Below are 25,163 nucleotides of genomic sequence, written 5' to 3' on the forward strand. Positions count from 1 at the left end.
CCGAAACCCCATGAAGGTATTGTAGGAATTTCTTTTGTAGTACCAGTCCACAATAGTATCTAATAAAAATATAAAAGCCTCTGGTTTAACCTTCTTCCTCGCCTCACAAAAGGCCTGTTTACTTACTGTTACCTCCTTTTTATTAAGAATTTTAAAGAAGTCATCCAGTTCAATCTGAATGCTCTTCTTTACAAAATTAAGCATAAATAACAATGTGCTTGTAAAACTCAACTTGTTTTGCCCTTCACGGGTAAAATAGGTTGGTTTGGATCGTGATTCACACTTAAAAATATAGTCATGAATGACGTTCCGAGTTACCTCAATAGCCTCTAAAAACATACTTTTCCCCATAAAAAATCACCACTTCATCGTTGATATACCTAAAAAATCGGTATTCAAATCGATTATTGTGGTGATTTTAAAAAGTCAAGTGCTTTTTGGCATATTTTGGTTATTTTTTGTCTTTTTTAATTCATTTACATATTTTGTCATCTTAGCTTGATGACATTGGGACTGTCCCTCTAACTACTTTCTAATATGCCTTGTATTGGTGATCTTTGGGGAAGGATGACATAGTGTTCTCCTTCTGTGTGGATTACTAAATCTCCATAAACAGCTGTGGAGTATATATCGGTTTCTAATTCAAATAGTTTGTTAATGACTCGATTTACCGGATGTCCATAGTCATTATATTTACTATATGTTATAACCGCAACTTCTGGATCTACTTGTTCTAAAAACTTTTCCGAGCTACTCGACTTAGAACCGTGATGTGCAATTTTAATAATCTCTGCTCGTACATCATACGTTTTGGCAATTTTATTCTCTTGTTTATCTTCTATATCTCCCAAAAATAAAAAGTCCACATCATTATAGCTAAGCTTAAAAGCTATGGAGGACTGATTATTATTTTTACGCTTTCCATATGCATTTAAAATTCTCATGTCTAGTAGTGTATCGATTGATACTTCTTTTCCAGCTTTTGCGACAGTTAGCGGAATATCTTGTTTCCTTATTTCGTTCATGTAATTTGCATAAGCTCGAGTAATATGAAGCTTTCCTGAATCTAATATTTCCTTTACCTTGAATTCCTTCATCACAGCAGGTAAACCACCTATGTGATCCCGGTCTGGATGTGTTGCAATAATTAAATCGAGTTCTTTAACACCTAACCCTTTCAGATACTTCACTACCTTTTTCCCAGCCTTAGGGGGACCTGCATCAATTAATATATTTTTCTGACCTGGGGTTTTAATAAAAATACTATCGCCTTGACCAACATTGATAAAATGCACGTCCATTTTCGGCGCAATTTCTTCATAGGCCAGTGCACTGTCTATCGCCGCAAAAACAAGGAAAAACAAAAGCATACTGGTAAAAATTCGTTTGATTTGCAGCATGAATATTACATCCTTTATAAAAGAGTTCTTTATTATCTTTTCACGTTTAGGATGGAAATATTTATTGAATTTTGTCCAATCCTAAATAGTAAACAAAAAAAGGACCACCCTACGATGATCCTGCACTATATTCCCTTTCTCTCTGAAACTTTACCCTTAACCAATTTCAACGTCGCTACGATTAGAAAGCTAACAATCACAAGTAAAAGCCAGGAACTCACCTTTCCTAAATGAACTAGACTCCATGCCTCCGTTTGGTTTGGGTATTCCCATGCTCCAAAATACGTTGCAATATTTTCTGCTATCCAAATAAAAAATCCTATAAGAACAAAAGCTAGTGCAAGTGGCATACGATATCGCGTTGCATTCAATTCATATGCGACCCATGACTTCCAAAAGACAATGATGACAAGGACTGAAAGCCACCAACGAATGTCTACCCAAAAATGATGGGTGAAAAAATTCAAATATATTGCTGCTGCAAGTGGCACCACTACCCAAAATGATGGCCAACGAATTAATTCGACTCTTAGTCTCCGCCACGCCTGACAAAGATAACTTGCAACACTGGCATACATAAACCCACTATATAAAGGCACTCCAAAGATTTTAGAATAGCCTTCTTCTGGATAAGACCAAGAGCCCATATTCACCTTGAATATCTCTAGTGCTAAACCTATTAGGTGAAATAAAGTTATTACTTTTAATTCATCACGAGTTTCTAGTCCAGACCGAACCATCCAGCCCTGCATCAATAGAAAAATAATTAGTAACCAGTCATATCGTGATAGAAATGGCAGTGGAATGATTTGAGTGATGGCTAGCGAACCAAAGATAACAACTGGAAAGATGCATGACAGTGCTTGTTCCCATCCGAAACGGAAGAGTTGATTTAATGGTCTAAATGTCCTTTTTCTATCGAATCCTACATCATTAATTTTAACTGCTTGCTTCATCATTTTTATACTCCAAACATATAAGAACTAGGTTTCCAATTATAAAAAGAGCTATTTTTAAAAAGAGGTTTGATTTTCGTTTCATAAAAACACCTCGGATTATTATTATTATTATTAAATTAACAATACCATACGTTTTATCGATTAACAATAAAAAATTATCGATTAGTTTTAAGTCATTATCGATAAAGGAATACCTTTCAGGCATAGTTATAGCATCCTTGGCAATTGAATACAGATATAGATTAATTACTGCTTTAAAAGTCAGACCACTCCTCCGCCTAATAGTTTGAAAATATTAAAAATTATAATCAAACCATACTATATGATGCTATAATGAACTCAATATAGATCATTTTGTAAATGGGGTGGGGGTATGTTAGAGAAAAAACAGGTTAGCAAGTTTTCGTGGTTAAAATTTAGTTTTATAGTTATTTTACTACTGGTCATAGGTGCTGTTGGATATGTACATAGTCTTTATCAAGAAATTCAAGAAACGATAAATAGTCAAATGTATCAACCATTACCTTCTATCGATCAAGTCCGTTCAGAAGAAAAACTTGCTAAGATGGAGAGACTACATGTATTACTACTTGGAGCGAACTTAGGAGTAGGTGAACATGGAAGAGCGGAATCTTTTATGGTTCTATCTCTTGATCCAAAGAATGAAACGATGGAGATTATCAATATTCCAAAGGATACACGCGCGTCGATTGAGGAAACAGGATTTGAGGATAAAATTAATCACGCCTTTGCTTTTGGCGGGCCGGATATGGCAATTGAATCGATAGAAAACCTGTTAAATACCGAGCTAGATTTCTATGTGCAATTGAATTTGGACGGCGTGAATACGCTTATTGATGCACTAGGAGGAATAACAGTAATGAATGAATTGAACCTTGAATTGGAGGACTATCAACTTCAACCTGGGGAGCTCCATTTAAGTGGTTCACAAGCATTGCGATATGTTCAATTACCAGAGGATTTACTCGAAGGTGACGACGGACAAACGGATAGACAAAGCCAGGTAATCGATGCCGTCATTCAAAAAGGAACTACCATGGTTACCCTCAATAAAATCGATGCAATTTCGCAATTTCTTGAGCAAAATATGGTAACTAATATGGACTTTCATATTATAAAGGAGTTGCTATTGAACTATAACGGGGTTGGGAAAAACGTAACTAACCACACATTGGCCGGAAGCAGAAAAGAGATTGATGGTATAAGTTACTTAATTATTCCAGACGAAGAAATTGAAAAGATACATAAAAAATAATAGAGGGACAGTCCCTCGCTATAGTAAAGCTTTAGCACTTTACTACGGTGAGGGACTGTCCCTCCTAGCCATCATATGCTTTTTTTAATTCGGTAATAGTTAGTTTTTTCATAGGGAGGATCGCTTTATTTACACGTGCGATTTGCTCTTGTGTGCCGTTCGTCATCATGTCGTCCAATATAGCTGGTACAATCTGCCAAGAAATACCATACTTGTCTTTTAACCAGCCACATTGCTCTGATTTCGGGTTGTCGGAGAGCGTTTCCCATAAGTAATCGATTTCTTCTTGTGTATCACACTTAATCATGAAAGAAACAGCCTCATTAAAACTAAAATCATGCTGATGTGCACTATCCATGGCAGTAAACCACATATCTTCTAAGCAGAAATCAGAAAACATGATAGTGCCTTCTTTGTCTGGTTCCATTCCCTCAGGATAACGAGCAATACTTCCAGGTTTGGCATTCCTAAAAACGGATAAATAAAAATTCATTGCCTCCTCCGCATTACCGCATTGGTCATTAACGAACAAAAGGGATGGCGTAATCATCGGCCGATCATCACTTTCTGAATTGATCAACATTAACTGCCAACTTAATCCAAACTTATCCTGAATCCAACCAAATTTTTCACTAAATGGATACGTATCTAGTGGCATTAATGCTGCGCCTCCATCAGATAATTTGTTCCAAACATCATTGATTCTTTCACTCGCTCTTTTATCTCGTGCTGCGTTAAATTTCACCGTGAAGGAAACAGACGGATTTAACTTAAAATACGGACCTGCACCTATTGCCATAAATTCTTGTCCACAAAGCTCAAAAGAAACTTGCTCCACATCACCTGATGGTGTGTCATGGATAGTAGTTACATTTGTAACTTTTGAATCCGGGAATATAGAAGTATAAAGCTCCGCTGCTTCTTTTGCTTCCTTGTCATACCATAGGTGTGGGACAATTACTTGGTTCACTATTGCCATAACTATTCCTCCTTTATTTCACATAATAGAATCAGCGATCACATCATTCAGCATTATTACCAAATCATATGATATGCACCCTTACAAATCAATTTTTTTACTTTATCCTCTTATTCTCAGGTTGCTTTAGCCAATAACGAATGCCTTTTCACTGCATACGGTTCGTCATTATATCTAGGGATGACATGAAAATGGCTGTGTAAGATATGTTGATTAGAAGCATCTCCTACATTCCAGCCTAAAGTGTATCCATCAGGCGAATGTTTTTCATCTAAATATGTTTTAGCCTTTTGCATTAAATCATATGTATCGTTCCATTCTTGCTTCGTTAATTCAAATGCATTGATATGATGCGCTTTTGGGACAATTAGTCCGCTTCCTTCTAGTACATCCTGTTCCTTGTCATGCTGCAAATAGTAGCATGTTTCATTTTCTAAAATAATATGTTGATCTTTATCTTCATACGGATTACAAAATGGACAGTTTTTATCATAAGCCATTTCTATTCCCCCCAGATTAATTAATATCTCCAACATAGGTAGGCATTCGCTCACCAGAATGGTATTTTATTATGTTTTCTCTTAAAGCTTTAGGGTAAAAATTATAGGATTGCAATTGTTCAATTGGTAACCATTCCACGCCTATTTGCCCTTTGTCCGGATTGCTTCCTTTAATCCCTTTTTTCAATGGTTGTACTAATTCACATCGGAACATAAACTCATTTTGGTGCGCATGTGAATGATACTTAGCAAACTCATGATTTTTGCCAATGTATTCGCGCACAAAAACCAGCTCACCTATTTCAACATGTCCCCCTATCTCTTCAAGACATTCCCGTTTTAAAGTCTCATAAAGATTTTCACCGTGATGCTGACCTCCACCAGGTAAAATATAAAAGTAATCACCGTTATCATTTAGCTTTATAGTTAATAGTTTACCGTCATTTATAATGATTGCTTTTGCCGAAGTTCTTATATTCATATGTATTCTCCACTATTCATTCTTTAATTTTACATAATCTATCAAAACTAGTTGCTCTGTTATCCGATGTTCTCCAACCTTTTCATACCCGAGCTTTTCATAGAAGTGATGGTTTCTTGTGTTTAGATGTGGTGTATCGAGGCTCCATTCAGTTGCTTTTGGAAACTCTCTTTCGATTAATTGCATAATTTGTGAGCCTAATCCTTTATTCTGTTGTTTCTTGGCTAGGAATATTCATTTTTACGATATCTGCCCTCTCCTAAATCCCGTACATCAACACCTCCAATAACTTCATCATCTAACCTAACAGTAAAATGCTTAAAATTTTTTATTTTATATTCCAGTCTTTCAATAGATTCATTTACTGGAGTTGTATCATGGTCTTGATACTTTACTAAATCATCAGCAAATGATTCCTTTTGTATTTGTAGCAGATTATCTGCTTCAATTACTTTAGACCTAATAATTGTAAGCCCGATGTAATTCCCTACTTTTCATTGTAGAATAAATAAAACAAACTTTGATTAGAAATAGCCTCGTCAGACATAAATAATGCTATCGATTTACTACAATTCTAGCATAGATTTCAGATATATTTGAATTATTTTCCAATACAGATCAAAAGAAGAAGGATAATCCTCTTTATTGTCGAATTAATTACTATCGGATAGTAAGGAGGAGTTTATTATGAGTACAAAACTTTATTCTGTTGGGGTATGTAAACTATAGATTAAAGGTGGGAATAACTATTAACATTGCAATGGTAGATATTAAGGTCTCTAAGCAGGGACATGATTTTAATGAACGGGAACAAAAAATTTTAGAAGTGCTTATGCTCAATTTAGCAGCACATGCAAATGCGCAGGTTACAGGAGAAGGTATGGCTTTTCATCCAAAAGAAAAGAGGGAAGATGATATATTCTCCTTTCAGTTTGCTTGGCAGAAATCCATTGAGAAACAGCAATATGAGGAACTTGTAGCGGCAATCCAAAGTAGATATGAAACAGCTTTTAAGATGAGCGGATTGGAAGATATCCATATAGACTTCCTTGAAAATTCTTATCTTAAAAAATAAATCATCCGAAATAGGTGAAAACGCATTGGAATCATCCAATGCGTTTTCCTTGTCTATATCTATGCTTTATTTACAACAACTTCACCATTTTTAACAGAAACATGAACTTTTTCCACATTTTCTTCTTCTAAAAGAAGGTCAGTTAATGGATCCTCAATCTTATCTTGGATGACACGGCGTAATGGACGTGCGCCAAATTTCGGATCGTAGCCTAGCTTAACTAGGGCTTTTTTTGCATCATTTGTAATGGTAATCTCCATATTGTTTTCCTTAATAGCCTCTGTTAAATCTCCTAACATTAGATCAATAATACGCATTAAGTTGTCTTCTGTTAGTTCGTTGAAATTAATGATTGCATCAAAGCGGTTTAGGAACTCAGGTTTAAAGTATGCACTTAAGTTTTCTAATGTGGATACGGACTCATGTTTATCTTTGTTGAAACCAACTGTAATTGATTTCGTGCCAGTTCCAGCATTACTTGTCATGATAATAACCGTATCCTTAAAGCTTACTTTTCTACCTTGAGAGTCTGTTAGATGACCATCTTCCATAATTTGTAGGAACATGTTTTGTACATCTGGATGTGCTTTTTCAATTTCATCTAGAAGAATGATCGAATATGGATTGCGTCGCACACGCTCTGTTAACTGACCAGCTTCATCATGACCGATATAACCTGGAGGGGCACCAATTATTTTAGACACTGAATGCTTCTCCATATATTCACTCATATCTAGTCGGATCATGGCATCACGAGTACCAAATAATTCTTCTGCAAGAGCTTTCGTAAGCTCGGTCTTACCTACACCAGTTGGACCTACGAATAAGAAAGATCCAATTGGACGGTACTTCGATTTCAATCCAGCACGGCTTCGACGGATTGCCTTTGCAACTTTATCTACCGCTTCATCCTGACCAATTACTTTCGCGCGAAGATTATCACCGATATTTTTCATTTTCGCTTGTTCATCAGCTTGTAGTTTCGTTACAGGAATACCTGTTTTTTCTTCTACAATTAATTGAATATCAGAAACGTCCACATCGATTACTTGCTCTTCACCTTTTGCTTTCTCCAATTGCTTTTGTAATTGAATTTCTTGGTAGCGAAGATTCGCTGCACGCTCGTAATCTTCCTGCTCAGCAGCCGCTTCTTTCTCCTTCACGATTTCATCCATACGTTGTTGAATAGAACTAGAGTCGTTTTGAGAATTAGCTAGATTTAAGCGAGAACCAACTTCATCCATCAAATCAATTGCTTTATCTGGTAAGAAACGATCTTGGATATATCTATCTGATAAAGTAACAAATGCTTGAATTGCCTCATCCGAATACCGTACTTCATGAAAATTCTCATAACGATCTTTAATACCTTTAAGGATAAGAACTGCTTCCTCTACTGAAGGCTCTTTCACAATGATCGGTTGGAAACGTCGTTCTAGAGCTGCATCCTTTTCAATTTGACGGTACTCTTTTAACGTTGTAGCTCCAATAATTTGTAGCTCACCACGTGCGAGTGCTGGCTTTAGGATATTTCCTGCATCCATTTGTGAACCTTCTGCAGTACCAGCACCAACTAATAAGTGTACTTCATCAACGAAAAGAATCGCATCTTTACGTTCTTGCAGTTCCTTAATTAATTGTTTCATACGTTCTTCAAATTGACCGCGTACACCAGTGTTAGCTACAAGTGAAGCAACGTCCAGTAGATACACTTCTTTATTCATTAATTTTGCAGGAACTTGTCCTTCCGTGATTTTAAGGGCAAGGCCTTCTGCAATAGCTGTTTTACCTACTCCTGGCTCACCTATTAGCACCGGATTATTTTTTGTTCTTCTATTTAATGTTTCAATTACTCGTTTTACTTCTTGATCACGACCAATAACTGGATCGATTTCACCAGCACGCGCAGCATCTGTTAGATTTCTTCCTAATTGATCAAGTAAACCATTTCGTTTCGTTTTTCTTTGTTTTGTTTTCGTTGTTGTATGTGAATTTGCGGATCCATTACTCTGGAAGTTAGCAGCATATGCATCATTTTCCCCACCAAAGAACGGATTAGAGAAAAGTCCATTTGCATTCATCATGTTATCTTGGATTTCACGGAAACATGAATTGCAAAGGTGCATCTGCATCTTTTCATGATTCATTTGCATCGCCATATTAATGTTCGCTTCATTTACACCACATTTTTGACATTTCATTTTCCATTCCTCCTATAAATTTAAGTATCCATAAGATCAAATTTTGACTTTGACTATCTTTGACCTTGTGTCTTCATTATACTCTGACCTTTTTTGACTTTCAAGTATTTTGTTTAAATTTTTTTCAGGATTCTTCACCATAGAAAAAACATCTCAAAAAGGGGTCAGACCCCTCTTTGAGATGTTTTTAGTAGCCGTAGATTGGCTTTGTTAGTTTATCTTGAAGGACAAAGTCATCTAGACTTTTAAACGTATAACCTTCTTTTTTTAGATCTTGGATAATCTTCTCTAATGCTTTTGCATTATCCTCTGATACGGCGTGAAGTAGGATAATGGCACCTGGATGGATTTGTTCCATTACTTCATCATAGGCATATTGCCAGCCCTTTTGCGCATCTGTATTCCAATCAATAATTGCAAGTGACCAGAATACATGAATATATCCTAAATCATAAGCCCATTCCAAAGTTTGCTGATTAAACATCCCTTTCGGTGGGCGAACATATTTGATGTCACTCTGGTTGGAGACTCTAGAAACCGCTTCTTTCAAAGTTTCTAATTCACGCTTCATGACATCTTTCGTCAAAATGGTAAAGTCGGGATGATGATAAGAATGGTTTCCAATTGTATGACCTTCATCCACCATTCGCTTGATTAATTCGGAAGCACTATTTACATAATGTCCTGTAACAAAAAAAGTAGCAGGTACCTTTTCTTTTTTCAACACATCCAAAATTTCATCCGTGTAGCCCTGCTCATATCCATTATCAAATGTTAAGTATACGGTTTTATCACCTGAATCATCCACATAATAAGCACCATATTCTTTTAGGATATCTTGATAATTCCCAATATCTGGTGCCTCATGATTTTTGTTTTTCTTATATCCCCAACCATATGCCCCTGCCTCTTCCACTTGTATATGAAAAAAGGCAAGAAAAAATATGAAGGTAGTTGCTAACATGAAACAAACTTTTTGCATAGAACCCCACCTATTTTTTTTCTTACCTTTTGCTTAATCAACTATTTTTATTCTATCTTACAAGAAAAGTGATGCTGCCCAGCCAAAGATGAACAACGGTATATTAAAGTGAACGAATGTCGGAACACATGTATCCCAAATATGATTGTGCTTACCATCCGCGTTAAGACCAGAAGTTGGTCCTAGTGTACTATCTGAGGCAGGTGACCCAGCATCTCCTAATGCACCAGCTGTCCCAATAAGCGCTGCCGTTGCAAGTGGTGAAAAGCCTGCTGAGATACAAATTGGAACAAACAATGCTGCAATAATTGGAATCGTACCAAATGAAGATCCAATACCTATCGTAATTACTAAACCTACTAATAATAAAACAAAGGCAATAAATGCTTTATTATCTCCTAAAAATCCAGAAGATGCTTCAACTAGTGCGTCGACTGAACCGGTTTCTTTTAAAATAGTACCAAATCCAGAAGCTACTAACATAACAAATGCAATAGAACTCATCATACTTACACCATCAACAATAATCTTGTCACTTTTAGAAAAAGGAACAACAAAGAATAATACCATAAGAATAAGTCCTGTAAGTGCACCTAATACTAAATTTCCAGTAACAATCTGAACTACTAGCGCACCAAGTATAGCAACAATCGTTAGCCCATGCTTCAAGTTAAATATAACTTCTTCCGTTACAGGTTTAACAAAGTTAGAATTCTCTTCCACATGCGGTCGTGGTTCTTTATCTTTTCGGTAAGTAATAAAGATTGCAATAAGCAAACCAACTACCATTCCAATTCCAGGAAATAACATTGCCAACCAAATATCATTTTTCGCGATTTCCGCACCATTTTGTACCATTCCATCATAAATAATCCCATGAAAAATCAAACCAAACCCAGCAGGAATCATCACATATGGTGCCTTCAATCCAAACGTTAAGGCAACTGCAACTCCACGACGATCGACACGCATTTTATCAAATAACTTTAACAACGGTGGTATTAAAATAGGTATAAATGCAATATGAACTGGAACAACGTTTTGTGAAAGAGAAGCAACACCAGCAATTACAAGTAAAAGCATGGTTTTCTTCCCTGTAAGTATACGAATTAAGAAGTTAACTAATATAGTTGTAATACCTGTATAACTAATTGCAACTGCAAAAGCACCAAGCAACACATAACTTAATGCGGTGTTAGCTTGACCGCCCATTCCGCTCACAAGCATTTCGACAGCCTCTATTACATTTAACCCCGCCAATAAACCTGCGGAAACTGCTGCTATAATAATTGAAATTATTACGTTTACTCGTAACAAGCTCAAAATAGTCATAATCAATACGGAAACAACTACAACCCATTCCATTTCTCTTCCCCCTTGAAGTAATTACGCTTTAATACTTTACTATGATAAAGTAATAGAGTGACAAAGTCAACCTAATATTATTAACTTTTTATCTAATTGTTATTCATATAAAAAAGCTCTGAAACCTACGTAGGTTACAGAGCCATTTTATAGGATTATTTTAATTCAAAAGAAAATGAGACATGATCTTGGATTGGAATCCATGCTCCTATACCTTGCTTTGTAACATTCTTAATGACAATGGACTTCTTTGTTCCTTTTAATTCGATATAAACTTCTCCGAATGTTACCTTCCCTTTTTCATTAACCGCAGGTGCAAACGTGTGTAAGTAGCCATATTTTTGTGATGGAACACCATAAGAATTTTCTTTTTTCGTGCCAGCTCCTATAGTTGTGGAATAAGAAAGTGGTAATTTAGTATTTTGCTTAGCCGTCATGATGATCATTTGTTTCACGTCGTCCGGATTGGCGATTTTATTCGTTAGCGCGCCCTTAATTTCTTTTTGAGCTTGTTGATTGTAATTTAATTTCTGGCTATCCTTACCACCAATATTATTTAACTCATTTACGTTTATCTTTTGATATTCCCAGTTAATATTCGTATCGTCCGATTCGTAGTTGAGTGGCCAACGTCCTAAAAAGACCATCCCACGATATCCAAATCCAATGGGAGATGGTTTAATAGTTGACTCATTAAGCATCTTAATTAAATTTGGATTAGAGATTTTAACATCTGTACTTTCCATTAATTCTTGCGTGAGTTCACTTGGTTCAATAACTTCCTCATCCTCATTGGAATTAGGAAACGTATTCTCCTTTGAAATATCTAATACATGACTAGGGATGTTAAATTCATTCTTTTTGCCTTCTTTTTCATCTGCTGCGACAATAAAAGAAGTTTGAATTGCAAGTAGAAAAGTAATTAATGCTATGATATATTTATTTTTCATGTGCGCCTTCCTCTCTTATTTTGCCTTAGTTTTTTCGAGCAGTATTCTTTTTATACATATTCATCATCTTTAGGGGGAACAAAAATGATTTTTAATCGGTTTCGATTTTGGATTTTAATATTACTTGTGATGATTTCTGGACTCTCACAAGGAATGCTGATGCCACTCCTAGCAATCATCTTGGAGCAAGGTGGTGTATCATCTTCCGTTAATGGATTGCATGCTACAGGTTTATATATCGGAGTTTTACTAGCTTCTCCCTTTATGGAAAAACCGATGCAAAAGTACGGTTTCAAACCAATCATCCTAATTGGTGGTTTATTAGTTATCATTTCTTTACTATTATTTCCACTATGGGAAGCACTATGGTTTTGGTTTATCCTGCGGGTAGTTATTGGTATTGGTGATAACATGCTACATTTCGGAACGCAGACTTGGATTACTACAACAGCAGATAAAAGTACGCGTGGTAGAAGTATTTCACTTTACGGGATGTCGTTTGGTTTAGGTTTTGCAATTGGACCACTGTTTACAAGGTTATTAGAAGTTAATGAAGCACTACCTTTTATAGCGTCCGCCCTATTAAGTACGTTAGTTTGGTCACTAATGTTATTCGTTAGAAACAAATTTCCCGATACAGATGTTTCAAGTGTTGAGACTTCTAAAGAAAGTTCACTGAAGCGATTTATCCAAACAACGAAAATTGCTTGGATTGCCTTATTACCACCATTTGCATATGGATTCTTGGAGGCTACCCTCCATGCAACATTTCCCATTTATGGTCTTCGTATTGGGCATGATGTTGATATGCTTTCACTAATTATTCCTTGTTTTGCGGGTGGTAGTCTACTATCTCAATTACCTTTAGGGATTCTAAGTGACAAGATTGGGAGAAGAAGAATTCTTTTAGTTATTATGGCGTTAGGATTAGTCTGTTTTATTGGAGCGGCATTCTTAGAGGCTTCCGTAGCTGCATTATTTATATTATTTACTCTAGCAGGAATATTTGTTGGTTCGTTATATTCACTAGGAATATCTTACATGACAGATCTACTGCCACCAAACTTACTCCCAGCTGGGAACCTACTTTGTAGCATAGCCTTTAGTATTGGGAGTTTAGGTGGACCGTATTTTGGCGGATTATTTATTGATTTTCTACCTGGAGTATCCTTCTTCATTATGATTGCAGTAGTTCTAGCATTTATTGTTGGAGCGATGTTATTGAAGCGAAACACGGTAGAGGCAGTAAGTAGGTAGGGTTGGGATCTTAGAAAGAATAGCTATACTGTTCAATTCACAAGGAAAGAGGTCGGGACATAAGTACTCCTCTCAAAGGTAAAACCTAACATTTTTGTTAGTGCATATAACTCGCCCCGGAAATATACTTCGCTTTCCGTGGGGGGCTGGTGAGCCTCCTCAGAGCTATCGCTCTTGCGGGGTCTCACCGATGCCTATCCTCCCACAGGAGTCTCCGTATATTTCCGGGGCTAGTCTAGTATTTGTTCGTCATTTACTACCCTTGATAGAGTTATGTCCCAACCACATTAATTTATCGTCCGACTAGCCTTAATATCTATATGCTTACCATATCGCTTTTCTAATTTTTCTTGTAAAAATGAGATAGCGATTCCGATTGGCCAGTAAATAAATGCAACCATAATATACATTGTCATCGCATCAAAGGTTCGTCCTGCCACAATTTGTGATTTTTGAAACAGCTCTGGTACCGTAATAATTGATGCAAGAGAGGTCCCTAACATGACACTTAAAAACACATTCGCTAATGGCGGAATTGCTATTCGAATGGCTTGTGGCAGAATAATTAATCGCATTGCTTTCCAATACGGAATGTTCAATGCTTTCGATGCTTCCCACTGTCCTTTATCAACACTCGATAAAGCTGCTCGGTAAATCTCAGCAATATACCCTGCACTATTGAGACCGAATGCTATCGAGGCTGCAATAAAGGCTGTGAGCTTGATACCAATTATTGGTAGGCCAAAATATATCAAGAATAAAAAGACAATTATTGGTGTACTTCGCATGAAGGAGATGTACAATCTCGCTGGCCAGCGAAGGATAAAACGGTTGGAACCTCTCGCCAGTGAAATGAAGAATCCTAAAATAAGACCGATCAACATGCCAATGATGGCAAGGGAAATCGTCATCGGAACCCCTTCTAGCAAGAAAGGTAAACTCTCCCAAGCTAATACCGGATCAAAAATATTTTCTAATTGAACGTGATCAATTTCAAACATAGGATCACCTTTTATTCGATGCCTTCGATTTCAATTACTTCCTCTTCTGGTTCTTTGGAAACATCTAGTCCACCAAAGAATTCTTCGGAGATCTCGGTTAATGTTCCATCCTCTTTCATATCAGCAATAATTTTATTTACCTTTTCTAATAATACCGTTGCTTCTTTTTGCATCACAACATTATTTGTCGTTGGATGGAATCGAAGGTCTGGATGTAAGGTGATATTGAATTCTGGAAATGCTTGAATAGCTAAAGACTGAAGGTAATAATCATTAATAACAACATCTGTATTCCCATTATGAACATCTCTTAAGTAGGCATCGTTGGTTACATTACCATAAGTAATAACTTCCCCACCAAATTTTCTAGCAATATCACTATATACAGTTGTTGCAGCTCCACCGGCTTTTTTGCCTTTTAGATCTTCTAACGTATGAATGCCTGACAAATCATCAGCACGAACGATCATCGTAGCGAATGAATATTTAACAGGCTCTGTGAATGCAAATTTCTCACGACTAGCATCTCTTGGTCCTGCTTGAATAATATCAACACGGCCACTTTGAAGTGCAGATAGCATCGCATCAAAAGCCATTGTTTCAAATTTAATATCGACACCTAATCGGTCAGCTATTTCACGAAAAACTTCTACATTATAACCAGTTAATTCATCTGAACCTTCTGGATAATAGGATGCTGGATATAACGTACCTGCAGTACCAACTACAATTTCACCAGATTCCTGGATATTTTCCCAAATTTTATCCTCCACTGCCTCTTCCGTATCTTCTCCACCACACGCAGCTAGGAAAGTTAGAGTACCAAGTGTGAACATTAATAGTAAAAATTTCTTCATATTAAAGCCCCCTTAAATATTCTGTTACAATTTTTAGAACCTTTCTGATTGTAACAGTTTAGTTTTAATTATTCAAATCTTTTTCACCTTATCTAATACTGTAATGGGGTAAAATCACTATAAATAGTAACAGTTTTAGGGGATTTTCATATCGGTTGACCTATTCAATATTTATGATAATATTATAATATATATTAGTTTATAATTATTATAAATAAGGTTTGTGAAACTTAATTTGGGGAGGAAAAATAATGGGTACTAGTCTTGATACGTTCATAGAACCACATCAATCAAAAAACAATTTCGTCTTCATAAAGAATCTACTTCCACATATCGAATTAATTGCAGCTTTATTAAGTGGATTAATTATACTTATTACTTGGTTACTGGAAGGTCATATATCTGAATCAGCCTTTGTGATTCTTCATTTAACCGCTTTTATTATTGGTGGCTATGCCAAAGCAAAAGAAGGTATTTCGGAGACGATTAAAAATAAAGAGCTAAATGTTGAGATGCTCATGATTTTTGCTGCTATCGGTTCAGCCATCATTGGCTATTGGACAGAAGGCGCAATACTTATATTCATTTTTGCTTTATCAGGAGCTTTAGAAACCTATACGATGAATAAAAGTAGAAAAGAGATCTCAGCTTTATTAGACCTACAGCCAGAAGAAGCGATTAGAATCTCTAACGGGAAAGAAGAAGTCGTATCTGTTCAACAACTGCAAATTGGTGACCGTATCCTAGTCCGCGCAGGTGAACGAATACCAGCAGATGGAGTTATTTTAACAGGAGAAACTTCCATTGATGAAAGTGCAATCACTGGGGAATCTTTACCAACTACTAAAGCAAAATCTGATGAAGTTTTAGCTGGTACAGTTTCACTTGATGGGACGATTACTGTATCTATTACTAAGAATTCTGATGAAACGATGTTCCAAAAGATAATAAATCTCGTGCAATCTGCACAGGAAGAAAAGTCACCATCGCAACTGTTTATTGAGCGCTTTGAAGGAACCTATGTCAAAGTCGTGCTGCTGATTTTCCTAGTCATGCTATTTCTACCATACGTGCTATTCGAATGGTCGTTAGAAGACAGTATCTACCGGGCGATTATTCTATTAGTAGTTGCCTCTCCTTGTGCATTAGTGGCTTCGATCATGCCTGCCACCCTTTCAGCTATTTCTAACAGTGCTAGAAAAGGTGTTCTTTTCAAAGGTGGAGTACATCTTGAAAATCTCGAGAATATTAAAGCAATCGCATTTGATAAAACTGGTACATTAACCAACGGAAGTTTAGTGGTTACGGATGCTCATTTTGCTAATGATGTAGACCAAGATGGAGTGGTTGCTATTATTGGCGCAATTGAGAACCAGTCTACCCACCCACTGGCAAAGGCAATTACCAACTATAGTAGGGAACGTGTAGATATTTTCAATAATGAAGTAGTAAATATGAAAACTATAGGAGGAAATGGTGTAGAGGCAACGATTAATGGAGAGCAGTGGCAGATCGGAAAACCTGATTATGTCGGCAGAGAACTTGCTGAGCAGTTTCAAGATGGAATCTTAGAAAGATTAGCATCAGAAGGGAAAACGGTTGTTTTCGCAAAAACAGCGGGGGCAATCGTAGCTGTCTTTGCATTAAAAGATACGATTAGAGAAGAAGCTAAATACGCGATTAAACAACTTCATCAAAATGGAATTAAAACGATTATGCTAACGGGTGACAATGAACTTACTGCTAAAGCTATTGCTTCAGAGGTAGGAATGGACCAATACATCTCAAACTGTTTGCCAGAGGATAAAGTTAATCATTTGAAAGAACTGCGTAAGAAATACGAAAATGTAGCGATGGTTGGAGACGGGATTAATGATGCCCCTTCTCTTGCTACAGCCAATTTAGGTATTGCGATGGGGGAAGGTACGGACGTTGCATTGGAGACTGCAGACATGGTCCTTATGAAAAGTGACCTAAACAAAATAATGAATGCTGTGAAGCTGTCTAAAAGAATGAATCGAATCGTTAAACAAAATGTTTACTTTTCAATAGGGGTCATTGCCGTCTTACTCATCTCTAACTACTTCCAAGCAATTGACCTTCCTTTAGGAGTTATTGGTCATGAAGGAAGTACTATTCTAGTTATTCTAAACGGATTACGATTATTGAAATAAACAATTTTGGGGACTGTTATGTCAGTCCCCATTTTTCATTTTGCTTATTGTTGCATTTAAGATTCCACCTACTATGACAATAAAAGCAGATATATAAAACCAAATCATTAACGTGATGACGGCACCTAAACTTCCATAAGTTGCTGAATAATGCCCTAGGTTGGCAACGTAGAAAGAGAATGTATACGATGTTATTTGCCAAGCAACTGTAGAAAATAGAGCACCCCAGAAAGCTTCCCGAAACTGCACACTTACGTTAGGTGCAAGCTTATAAAGAAACAGAAATACGACGAAAAATACAATTGATGTTAATACCCAACGCAACATTTCCCATACTGTTATGAAGTCGTCCGATAATCCGAAAAGGGAAAATAAATATATTCCAATCATCCTACCAAGTACGGGCAGCAATATAGCAATGACAATGACTCCTACCATTGCAATCGTTAGTGCTATCGCAATTAATCTAGAAACAATAAAAAATCGGTCTTCCTCTACCTCGTATGCATGGTTGAACACACGCATAATCGCATTAATTCCGTTGGAGGCAGCCCATAATGTACCAATGATACCAATAGATAGAAGTTGTCCATTTTTCTGAGACACTAGTTGTTCTACATTTTCCTCTATCAATTGCATGGAATCAGGCGGTGTAACGGAAGATAATATTCTGGTTAATATTTCAGGATCAACTGGTAAGTACCCGACTAATGTAATCAGTACTACCAGCAAAGGAAACAGTGATAAGAGAAAAAAATAAGCTAATTGCGCGGCTAATCCAAAAGCATCTTCCTCTAGGATCCGCCCAATTAGCTTTTTTATAAAAGTAATAACTTGATTCAAACTCAAACCTCCTAATAGAGAATTAATTAACCCTCTATACGTTTTATTCTATTTGGCTTTGAGGTTACTCTAGCTATTGTATTTTCCACTTGTTCTAGTGCATTGACTGCATTTTCTGTTTGGTATGTTAAGCTTTCACTAAACTCCTCCATAGCAATTCTTGCATTATGGATAGAGAGTGTTGGATTCTTTATAACTTCAACTGATTTGTTTTTGGCGTTTGAAAGTTTATGTTTAGTGTAGTTTCTTGTATCCCAATCAAACAAAGCTGCTATTCCACCTACTGCTGCTCCGATAGCGATACTCGAAATCAATCTTCTTTTACCCATTGTACCTCTCCTTTTGTTATATGTTGTGCTTTTCCCTTATATACGAAAGTAATTTGTTACAACCAATTGTTACTAGTTCATAGGTGTAATCAAAATCTCCAGTATAATATGGATCTGGAACTTCCTGCTCCATTGCATTCGCTACAAAATCCATCAACTTTGCAATCACAACATATTCATTCTGCGAATTAATTTCTAATAAGTCTTTTATATTTTGGTCATCCATCGCAATAATATAATCAAAATCGTTCCAATCCTTCTCGGAAACTTTTCTAGCCTTCATTCCTTGGTAGGAAATCCCTTGTTTATCTAGTATTTTTCTTGTTCCAGAATGAGGCAGCTCCCCAGTATGCCAACCACCTGTCCCTCCGGAATCTATCTCTATCTTATCAGACAACTTTTCTTGCTGAACTAAATGACGAAATATAGCCTCAGCCATCGGGGAACGACAAATATTTCCTAAACATACAAATAAAACTTTAATCATTACTTCCCCATCCTTCTTCCTAATTATAATCAATCCCTCAAAGAGATTTAAGTAAAAAGATTATAAAACTTGTAATTTATATTGAATCTTCTAAATATTATATCTATAATAGACGAAAAGGAGGGATTTCATGCAAGATATAATTAATAATATTAGTAGTTTTGTTTGGGGACCACCAACACTTATTTTAATTGTTGGTACCGGTATTTACTTGACATTGAGATTAGGATTTTTGCAATTCCGTACTCTTCCTTATGCATTACGACTCGCTTTCAGTCCAAAGAGACAAGACAAGGCATCCAAAGGAGATATTAGCCACTATCAAGCCTTAACGACAGCCATGGCCGCTACCATTGGTACTGGTAATATTGTTGGGGTAGCAACCGCCGTAGTATTAGGGGGACCAGGTGCTGTCTTCTGGATGTGGATTACCGCTTTATTCGGTATGGCAACGAAATATGCCGAAGCAATATTAGCGGTAAAATACCGTGTCGAGAACAGTAAAGGAGAAATGTCTGGTGGCCCGATGTACTATTTGGAAAAGGGATTAAATGCTAAGTGGCTAGGTGTCCTTTTTGCAATCTTCGGGGCCATTGCTGCATTTGGTATTGGTAACATGGTTCAATCGAACTCTGTTTCTGATGCACTTGAAAGCTCTTTTAGTGTACCAACTTGGGTTACAGGACTTATTTTAACAATTTTAGCTGGTTTAGTTATTATCGGTGGAATAAAAAGTATCGGAAGAGTAACTGCATTCTTCGTTCCGATCATGGCATTATTTTATGTACTTGGTGGGCTTGTCATTATTGTGACGAACCTTGATATTGTACCTGCTGCTATAAGCTTGATCTTTACTGATGCATTTACAGCTAGCGCACTTGGCGGTGGTATATTAGGTACTGTTATTCGTTATGGTGTGGCACGTGGGGTATTCTCGAACGAGGCTGGGCTAGGATCTGCACCAATTGCAGCAGCTGCAGCGAAGACAGATTATCCTGGTCGCCAAGCATTAGTATCGATGACACAAGTATTTATTGATACGATCATCGTATGCTCCATCACTGGTATTACTATTGTAATGGCAGATCTCGCTGGTAGTGGATTAGAGGGTGGACCGCTAACACAGGCCTCCTTTGCAGCATTTTTAGGTGACTTTGGTGGCTATATTGTTACGATAGGAATTGTGCTATTCGCCTTCTCCACACTCGTTGGCTGGTCATACTATGGAGAGAAATGTTTTGCATACTTATTTAACGATAAAGTAGTTCCAATTTACCGCGTTGCATTCGTAGCAGCAATCTTCTGGGGCGCTGTTCAAACACTTGATCTTGTTTGGGGTATTTCTGACGTCATGAACGCCTTGATGGCAATTCCAAACTTAATTGGATTACTCGGATTGTCAGGTGTCGTAGTTTATGAGACGAAGAAATTCTTAGAGGTTGCGAAGAAGGAAAAAGAACAAGCAAAATTAGAAAGAGCTTCTTAAAGACTATTTAAACAATTAAAAGGACAGTTTCCCGTAATGGGAGATTGTCCTTTTTTCTGTCAGATCATCTTTGCAAGGAACTCTTTGGAAATTATTAATCCTCTAACAATATACCAAGCTTCCTTAATGCCTCACAAGCCTCATCCAGTTGTTCTTCCTGATCTGCTTCAATGGTATGTAAGTGTACACCTTCAGTCAAATTAGATAAGAGCAATGCTCGTTTGTTCATTAACTCTTTAATAAATGAATCTACCTCTCTTCGATTTTTAATCATTAAAGAGCCAGTTAGATCACCATAGATAGGGTGTTCCACCATAACATTTCGTACTGTTATGCCATAATCCACAAGTGTATAAAGCTCATCTGCCGTCTGCTCGGCGGTATGCTTTACTACTATGACACGAGTTACATTGTTATTTTGTAAATTATCTTGTAAATAAACATAACCCCTTGCCGTTGCTAGAATCGGTTCTCCGGTAGCTTTTAATAAAGAAATATCCTGAACGATTACTTGACGACTTACATTCGTACGTTCCGATAATTCTTTACCCGTAATTGGTTCTGTTTCTTCTTTTAACCAAGATAGAATTAACTTTCTACGCTTTTCCCCTAGGATTTTTTGATTTTCTCCCTTCATAACAACCTAACCTCCGCATAATTTTCACCTTTACATCCACACTAATGTTACAGCTTTTCCTTTTATTATACCTTAGATTCTCTCAGTATGAAAAAGCTAGCTTTAAAAAAACAATTGATTTTTATAGCGTCATATGTAAATATATGTGTAAAGACACCTGTTAACTTAAATCTATTAATTTATCAAAAGAAGGAGATAAACAATGAAACGTTTCTGGGGAATTATCATTATTTTAACTGTCGTTTTGGCTTATGTTGTCCCTTATACGCTTCTTTCCGATGTCCGTTCTTGGAATGGAAGCTTTCTTTACTGGGGATTAACTGGAATTGTCGTTATTATCGCAAACATTATGCTTACAAGGGATTGGAGCGAATAAATTGAATACTAGTTATGTCATATGGGGAATTATTATTTATATTATCGTTGCATCTACAATCGCATTATTATCTAGAAAAGGAAACCTACCAGGCATGTCCGGTTATTTTATCGGTGACCGCAAAATGAATGGTATTCTATCTGCTTTAAGCTATAGTGCAACTACATACAGTGCATTTATGATGGTAGGTTTAGCTGGGCTCACCTATCGTGGTGGTGTTGGTGCACTTGGTTTTGAAATTATTTACTTTATCGGGGTATCATTGATTCTTATTTTTGGCCCTAGATTCTGGCTAGCAGGTAAAAAGAATGGTTACGTAACACCATCAGAAATGATTGGAGACCGTTACCAGAGTAAATCTGCAGCTGCAGTTATTGCATTAATGAGTTGTATATTCCTTATTCCATATAGTGCCGTTCAATTAGCAGGAGTTGGTTATTTATTATCTGGAATGACAAATAATGCTATACCTTTCTCTGTAGGGGTCATTATTGCTATTATTTTAGCTTTATTCTTTTCATACACTGCAGGGATTAGGTCAGTTGTTTGGACAGACTCTCTTCAAGCAATCTTCATGATTATTACATCAAGTATAGTGGTAATCTTGATTGTTAATTCACTTGGTGGCTTTGGACAGTTCTTTAATAACTTAGAAACATCACAACCAGATATGTTAGCTGTACCTGGGAATGGTTTCTTTAGCTTTTTAACTTTCTTAAGTTTAACTATCCCTTGGTTTTTCTTTAGTATTTCTAACCCACAAGTTAGTCAACGGTTATTTATGCCAAAATCCTTGAGGGGCTTAAGACAAATGCTAATCGGTTTTCTTGTGTTTGGCCTTATTTATACGTTTGTTTCAGTTATGTGGGGGTTTTCCGCTTTACAGTTGTTCCCAGATCTAGAGACAGCAGATCTTGCTACTCCAAGTCTTCTGTCGTCAGATGCTGTTCCTCCTTTATTGGGAGTTATCGTTATGGTAGGGATTTTGGCTGCGGCAGTTTCAACAATCGACTCCATTATGTTGACCCTGTCATCGATGTTTGCTCGTGATGTTTATGGGAATACGAAAAATCGTCCGAATGATTCACAACAGTTAAAAGTCGGTAAACTAGTCATCCCAGTCATCGCTATTTTGGCATATGCATTTGCGGAATTGGAATTAAATTTAATTGCAGTCTTATCCGTAGCCGCTTCTTCTGGTTTAATTGTTGGTGTACCAGCAATCGTAGGAACATTCTTCTGGAAGCGTGGAACGGCAACTGGGGTTATTGTTAGTGTCGTTATCACAGCTCTATTAGTGCTTTATTTTGAAGCTACAGGAACAAAACCACTTGGACTAGGTGCGGGAATTTGGGGACTGATTATATCTAGCATATTGTTTGTTGGGGTTAGTCTTGCCACCCGTGCACCAGAAGAGAAAGCGAATGAGTTTGTTAATTTGATGAAGGAACATCGTAGAGAAAAAAGAGCATAAAATATCGAGAGCCCTTGGTTTCAAGGGCTTTTTTTATTGGATTTGATTTCTCATCATCATTACTAGTAAATTTATTTAAATAAAAACGATGATACAGCTCCTCATCATCATTTTTCCTTTCTTTCTCTAAAAAAACGACTACGAGAACGTGTCTCATGATCATTTTCACTTTCCTACTCTAAAAAAATGACTACGAGAACGCGTCTCATAATCATTTTCACTTTCCCTCTATTAAAAAATGACGATGAGAACACTCTCATAATCATTTTCATTACTATATTCCCATAAAGTGATGATGAAGACTTTTCCCTACTATTTATGCACCAACTAATCCGCCAATGGTGCTATACAAGTCTCGTCATTATTCTTTGCTGCATTGACATGGCTGGATACATTGTACGCGGTGAACTCCTCTGGCTCTAGATGGAAAAGGAACTCACGTGCTTCTGTTGGCTCATACTTCTCAGGTGTGATCCATTCGTCTTCCTTTTCCTTTGGAAGAATAATTGGCATACGGTCATGAATGTCTTGCATGAATGGATTAGCTTCTCGAGTTAAAACCGTACAGGTAAATAGGTTTTTATCATTGTGACTCCATTTATCCCATAGCCCAGCAAAGGCGAATAGTTTGCGTTCTGCAAGATGAATTCGCTTCGGTTGCTTCCCATCATCCGTTTTTTTCCATTCATAAAAGCTGTCTGCAACAATTAAACAGCGTTTTCTAGACATTAATCGTTTGAAGCTTGGCTTTTCATGTGCAGTTTCACTTCTTGCATTGATCATCTTGTAGCCTATTTTTTCATCTTTTGCCCACGATGGAACTAGGCCCCATCGCAAATAACCTGCACGTTTTTCCTTACCATCATGAATTATCGCAAGTACATTTTGACCAGGTGCGATGTTATAGCTTGGGTGATAATCATCAATGTCATGCTCTAATCCAAACGCATCAAGAATCTCTAATTGATCCGCTAGTAACGTGTATCTGCCACACATACAATCTCCCCCGTTAAAAAATACTCAAATCCCATTGCGATGCAATATGCTTTAATAGCTTCATCCCAGCAATACTATTCCCTCTACTTTCCAGGGCCGGACCGAATACCCCGATTCCACAACCTTCAATAAAAGGAAATGGAGCATTTCTCACACGAGGTGGTGCAACGGCTACAATTCCTCCGGATACACCACTTTTGGCTGGGATACCGACATACGTTGCAAACTTACCGGACGCATCATACATCCCACATGTTAGCATGAGTGCTTTTGTTATTCGAGCGATTTGCCGTGGGATAATTTCTTCGTCACTATCAGGATCTTCTCCATCATTTGCTAGTATTAACCCTATGCGAGCTAAATCATCTACTGTAACCTCTATGGAGCACTGTTTAAAATATGTCTCTAGAGTTACTTCGAGGTCTGATTCCAAAAATCCTGTTTCAACGAGGTAATATCCGATTGCTCGATTTCGCGCAGAGGTATCATTTTCAGATTTAAAGACAGCTTGATTGATTTTAGGGCGATATCCGATTATTTTCTCTAACAATTTTAAGAGTGGTGCTAATTTTTCCTTCGACGTTTTCCCTTCTAACATGGATGTAACCGTTAATGCACCCGCATTGACAAAAGGATTAAATGGTTTGTTTAGACTTTTCATCTCTAGATGCATGATGGAATTGAAGGCTTCTCCAGTTGGCTCCACATCAACACGATCCAATACATAGCTAACACCTCTTTCCATACAAGCGACCATAAAGCTAATTACTTTGGAAATACTTTGTATCGTAAAAGTAGTATTTACATCACCTGAACATATTCTCATTCCATTTTTCCCATGGATAGCTATACCAAGATGGTTTGGGTTTGCTTCTGCTAAAATAGGAATATAAGAGGCAACTTCTCCTTCCTCCGTAGCTTTTTGATAGAACGCTACCCAATCATCCACGTACTCCTGCAACCATTTCTTATCTAATTGTGTATTCCAATTGACTGTACCCTGAACCATCAACTTCACCTCGAGTTTAAACATATTAAAACATACTATCTCTAGTATGTATCGTTCTTTCATGGATAT

The 25,163-nt window shown here is 37.0% G+C and carries 24 protein-coding genes and 2 pseudogenes; 7 read left to right on the forward strand and 19 right to left on the reverse strand.

The genetic code is table 11. The features are described 5' to 3' along the window. The 3 genes and pseudogenes from TE34_RS10120 to TE34_RS10130 form a co-directional block, all read right to left on the reverse strand. A pseudogene (locus tag TE34_RS10120) lies at positions 1-351 on the reverse strand (IS4 family transposase); the annotation flags it as partial. Positions 352-521: 170 nt separating this feature from the next. After that, positions 522-1,400, reverse strand: a complete 879-nt coding sequence (locus TE34_RS10125) for a ComEC/Rec2 family competence protein (protein WP_047984706.1) — start codon at positions 1,398-1,400, stop codon at positions 522-524. A gap of 125 nt (positions 1,401-1,525) precedes the next feature. Next, complete coding sequence (locus tag TE34_RS10130) at positions 1,526-2,356, reverse strand: DUF817 domain-containing protein (protein ID WP_047984796.1); 831 nt, start codon at positions 2,354-2,356, stop codon at positions 1,526-1,528. Between the two features lie 376 nt (positions 2,357-2,732). Here TE34_RS10130 and TE34_RS10140 point away from each other — a divergent pair, with 376 nt between their 5' ends. After that, a complete protein-coding gene (locus TE34_RS10140) occupies positions 2,733-3,635 on the forward strand; it encodes an LCP family glycopolymer transferase (RefSeq protein ID WP_047984708.1) in 903 nt (300 codons plus the stop codon). 64 nt (positions 3,636-3,699) lie between these two features. On the opposite strand, the gene TE34_RS10145 is transcribed toward TE34_RS10140, so the two are convergent. From TE34_RS10145 to TE34_RS20735, 4 genes and pseudogenes are all read right to left on the reverse strand, one after another. Beyond that, the gene (locus TE34_RS10145) at positions 3,700-4,614 is read right to left on the reverse strand and encodes a VOC family protein (RefSeq protein WP_047984709.1); all 915 of its coding nucleotides are present in this window, start codon (positions 4,612-4,614) and stop codon (positions 3,700-3,702) included. 97 nt (positions 4,615-4,711) lie between these two features. Then, positions 4,712-5,114: pseudogene (locus TE34_RS10150) on the reverse strand (HIT family protein). A 16-nt stretch (positions 5,115-5,130) separates the two neighbouring features. After that, entirely contained in the window at positions 5,131-5,595 is a 465-nt protein-coding gene (locus tag TE34_RS10155; RefSeq protein ID WP_047984710.1) for an NUDIX domain-containing protein, read from the reverse strand. Between the two features lie 12 nt (positions 5,596-5,607). Next, positions 5,608-5,829: a GNAT family N-acetyltransferase gene (locus tag TE34_RS20735; RefSeq protein WP_269083163.1), complete on the reverse strand. Its 222-nt coding sequence runs from the start codon at positions 5,827-5,829 to the stop codon at positions 5,608-5,610. Positions 5,830-6,331: 502 nt separating this feature from the next. Here TE34_RS20735 and TE34_RS10165 point away from each other — a divergent pair. Then, positions 6,332-6,670: a hypothetical protein gene (locus TE34_RS10165; protein ID WP_157037621.1), complete on the forward strand. Its 339-nt coding sequence runs from the start codon at positions 6,332-6,334 to the stop codon at positions 6,668-6,670. A gap of 59 nt (positions 6,671-6,729) precedes the next feature. On the opposite strand, the gene TE34_RS10170 is transcribed toward TE34_RS10165, so the two are convergent. The 4 genes from TE34_RS10170 to TE34_RS10185 form a co-directional block, all read right to left on the reverse strand. Next, entirely contained in the window at positions 6,730-8,871 is a 2,142-nt protein-coding gene (locus TE34_RS10170) for an ATP-dependent Clp protease ATP-binding subunit (RefSeq protein ID WP_047984712.1), read from the reverse strand. 187 nt (positions 8,872-9,058) lie between these two features. Beyond that, positions 9,059-9,853: a delta-lactam-biosynthetic de-N-acetylase gene (pdaA, locus tag TE34_RS10175; protein WP_047984713.1), complete on the reverse strand. Its 795-nt coding sequence runs from the start codon at positions 9,851-9,853 to the stop codon at positions 9,059-9,061. Between the two features lie 57 nt (positions 9,854-9,910). Continuing rightward, complete coding sequence (locus TE34_RS10180; RefSeq protein ID WP_047984714.1) at positions 9,911-11,218, reverse strand: Na+/H+ antiporter family protein; 1,308 nt, start codon at positions 11,216-11,218, stop codon at positions 9,911-9,913. 155 nt (positions 11,219-11,373) lie between these two features. Then, on the reverse strand, positions 11,374-12,168 hold the full coding sequence (locus TE34_RS10185; protein ID WP_047984715.1) for a YfkD famly protein: 795 nt from the start codon (positions 12,166-12,168) through the stop codon (positions 11,374-11,376). Positions 12,169-12,252: 84 nt separating this feature from the next. On the opposite strand from TE34_RS10185, the gene TE34_RS10190 reads away from it, so the two are divergent. Beyond that, positions 12,253-13,425 carry an MFS transporter gene (locus TE34_RS10190; protein WP_047984716.1) on the forward strand — a complete coding sequence of 391 codons (1,173 nt, stop codon included), beginning with the start codon at positions 12,253-12,255 and terminating at the stop codon, positions 13,423-13,425. A gap of 287 nt (positions 13,426-13,712) precedes the next feature. Here the strand turns inward: TE34_RS10190 and TE34_RS10195 are convergent, their stop codons facing one another. Together TE34_RS10195 and TE34_RS10200 are read right to left on the reverse strand one after the other, a co-directional pair. Continuing rightward, on the reverse strand, positions 13,713-14,426 hold the full coding sequence (locus TE34_RS10195; RefSeq protein WP_047984717.1) for an amino acid ABC transporter permease: 714 nt from the start codon (positions 14,424-14,426) through the stop codon (positions 13,713-13,715). Positions 14,427-14,437: 11 nt separating this feature from the next. Continuing rightward, complete coding sequence (locus TE34_RS10200; RefSeq protein WP_047984718.1) at positions 14,438-15,283, reverse strand: transporter substrate-binding domain-containing protein; 846 nt, start codon at positions 15,281-15,283, stop codon at positions 14,438-14,440. Positions 15,284-15,534: 251 nt separating this feature from the next. Between TE34_RS10200 and TE34_RS10205 the strand changes: the two genes are divergently transcribed. Further along, positions 15,535-17,457: a heavy metal translocating P-type ATPase gene (locus TE34_RS10205; protein WP_047984719.1), complete on the forward strand. Its 1,923-nt coding sequence runs from the start codon at positions 15,535-15,537 to the stop codon at positions 17,455-17,457. Between the two features lie 21 nt (positions 17,458-17,478). Here TE34_RS10205 and TE34_RS10210 read toward each other — a convergent pair whose 3' ends face one another. Genes TE34_RS10210 through TE34_RS10220 form a run of 3 tightly spaced genes read right to left on the reverse strand, consistent with a single transcriptional unit; the run spans position 17,479 to position 19,116 of the window. Then, positions 17,479-18,300, reverse strand: coding sequence for a YihY/virulence factor BrkB family protein (locus TE34_RS10210; protein WP_047984720.1), 822 nt, complete (start codon positions 18,298-18,300; stop codon positions 17,479-17,481). 26 nt (positions 18,301-18,326) lie between these two features. Continuing rightward, on the reverse strand, positions 18,327-18,629 hold the full coding sequence (locus TE34_RS10215) for a hypothetical protein (protein ID WP_047984721.1): 303 nt from the start codon (positions 18,627-18,629) through the stop codon (positions 18,327-18,329). Between the two features lie 16 nt (positions 18,630-18,645). Continuing rightward, the gene (locus TE34_RS10220; RefSeq protein ID WP_047984722.1) at positions 18,646-19,116 is read right to left on the reverse strand and encodes a low molecular weight protein-tyrosine-phosphatase; all 471 of its coding nucleotides are present in this window, start codon (positions 19,114-19,116) and stop codon (positions 18,646-18,648) included. Positions 19,117-19,246: 130 nt separating this feature from the next. On the opposite strand from TE34_RS10220, the gene TE34_RS10225 reads away from it, so the two are divergent. Next, complete coding sequence (locus TE34_RS10225) at positions 19,247-20,602, forward strand: alanine/glycine:cation symporter family protein (protein ID WP_047984723.1); 1,356 nt, start codon at positions 19,247-19,249, stop codon at positions 20,600-20,602. 94 nt (positions 20,603-20,696) lie between these two features. On the opposite strand, the gene TE34_RS10230 is transcribed toward TE34_RS10225, so the two are convergent. Continuing rightward, positions 20,697-21,239, reverse strand: a complete 543-nt coding sequence (locus TE34_RS10230) for a transcription repressor NadR (protein WP_047984724.1) — start codon at positions 21,237-21,239, stop codon at positions 20,697-20,699. Between the two features lie 202 nt (positions 21,240-21,441). Between TE34_RS10230 and TE34_RS21235 the strand changes: the two genes are divergently transcribed. Beyond that, positions 21,442-21,615 carry a hypothetical protein gene (locus TE34_RS21235; RefSeq protein WP_169749098.1) on the forward strand — a complete coding sequence of 58 codons (174 nt, stop codon included), beginning with the start codon at positions 21,442-21,444 and terminating at the stop codon, positions 21,613-21,615. A 1-nt stretch (position 21,616) separates the two neighbouring features. After that, positions 21,617-23,089, forward strand: a complete 1,473-nt coding sequence (locus TE34_RS10235) for a sodium:solute symporter family protein (protein ID WP_047984725.1) — start codon at positions 21,617-21,619, stop codon at positions 23,087-23,089. A 327-nt stretch (positions 23,090-23,416) separates the two neighbouring features. On the opposite strand, the gene TE34_RS10245 is transcribed toward TE34_RS10235, so the two are convergent. Both TE34_RS10245 and TE34_RS10250 read right to left on the reverse strand, forming a co-directional pair. Continuing rightward, the gene (locus tag TE34_RS10245) at positions 23,417-24,085 is read right to left on the reverse strand and encodes an SOS response-associated peptidase (protein WP_047984727.1); all 669 of its coding nucleotides are present in this window, start codon (positions 24,083-24,085) and stop codon (positions 23,417-23,419) included. 13 nt (positions 24,086-24,098) lie between these two features. Then, a complete protein-coding gene (locus TE34_RS10250) occupies positions 24,099-25,094 on the reverse strand; it encodes a glutaminase (RefSeq protein WP_047984728.1) in 996 nt (331 codons plus the stop codon). Positions 25,095-25,163: the final 69 nt, after the last annotated feature.

Origin of the sequence: Ornithinibacillus californiensis (assembly GCF_001038485.1) — a bacterium.
In the GTDB taxonomy this organism is placed as follows: Bacteria; Bacillota; Bacilli; order Bacillales; family Amphibacillaceae; genus Ornithinibacillus; species Ornithinibacillus californiensis.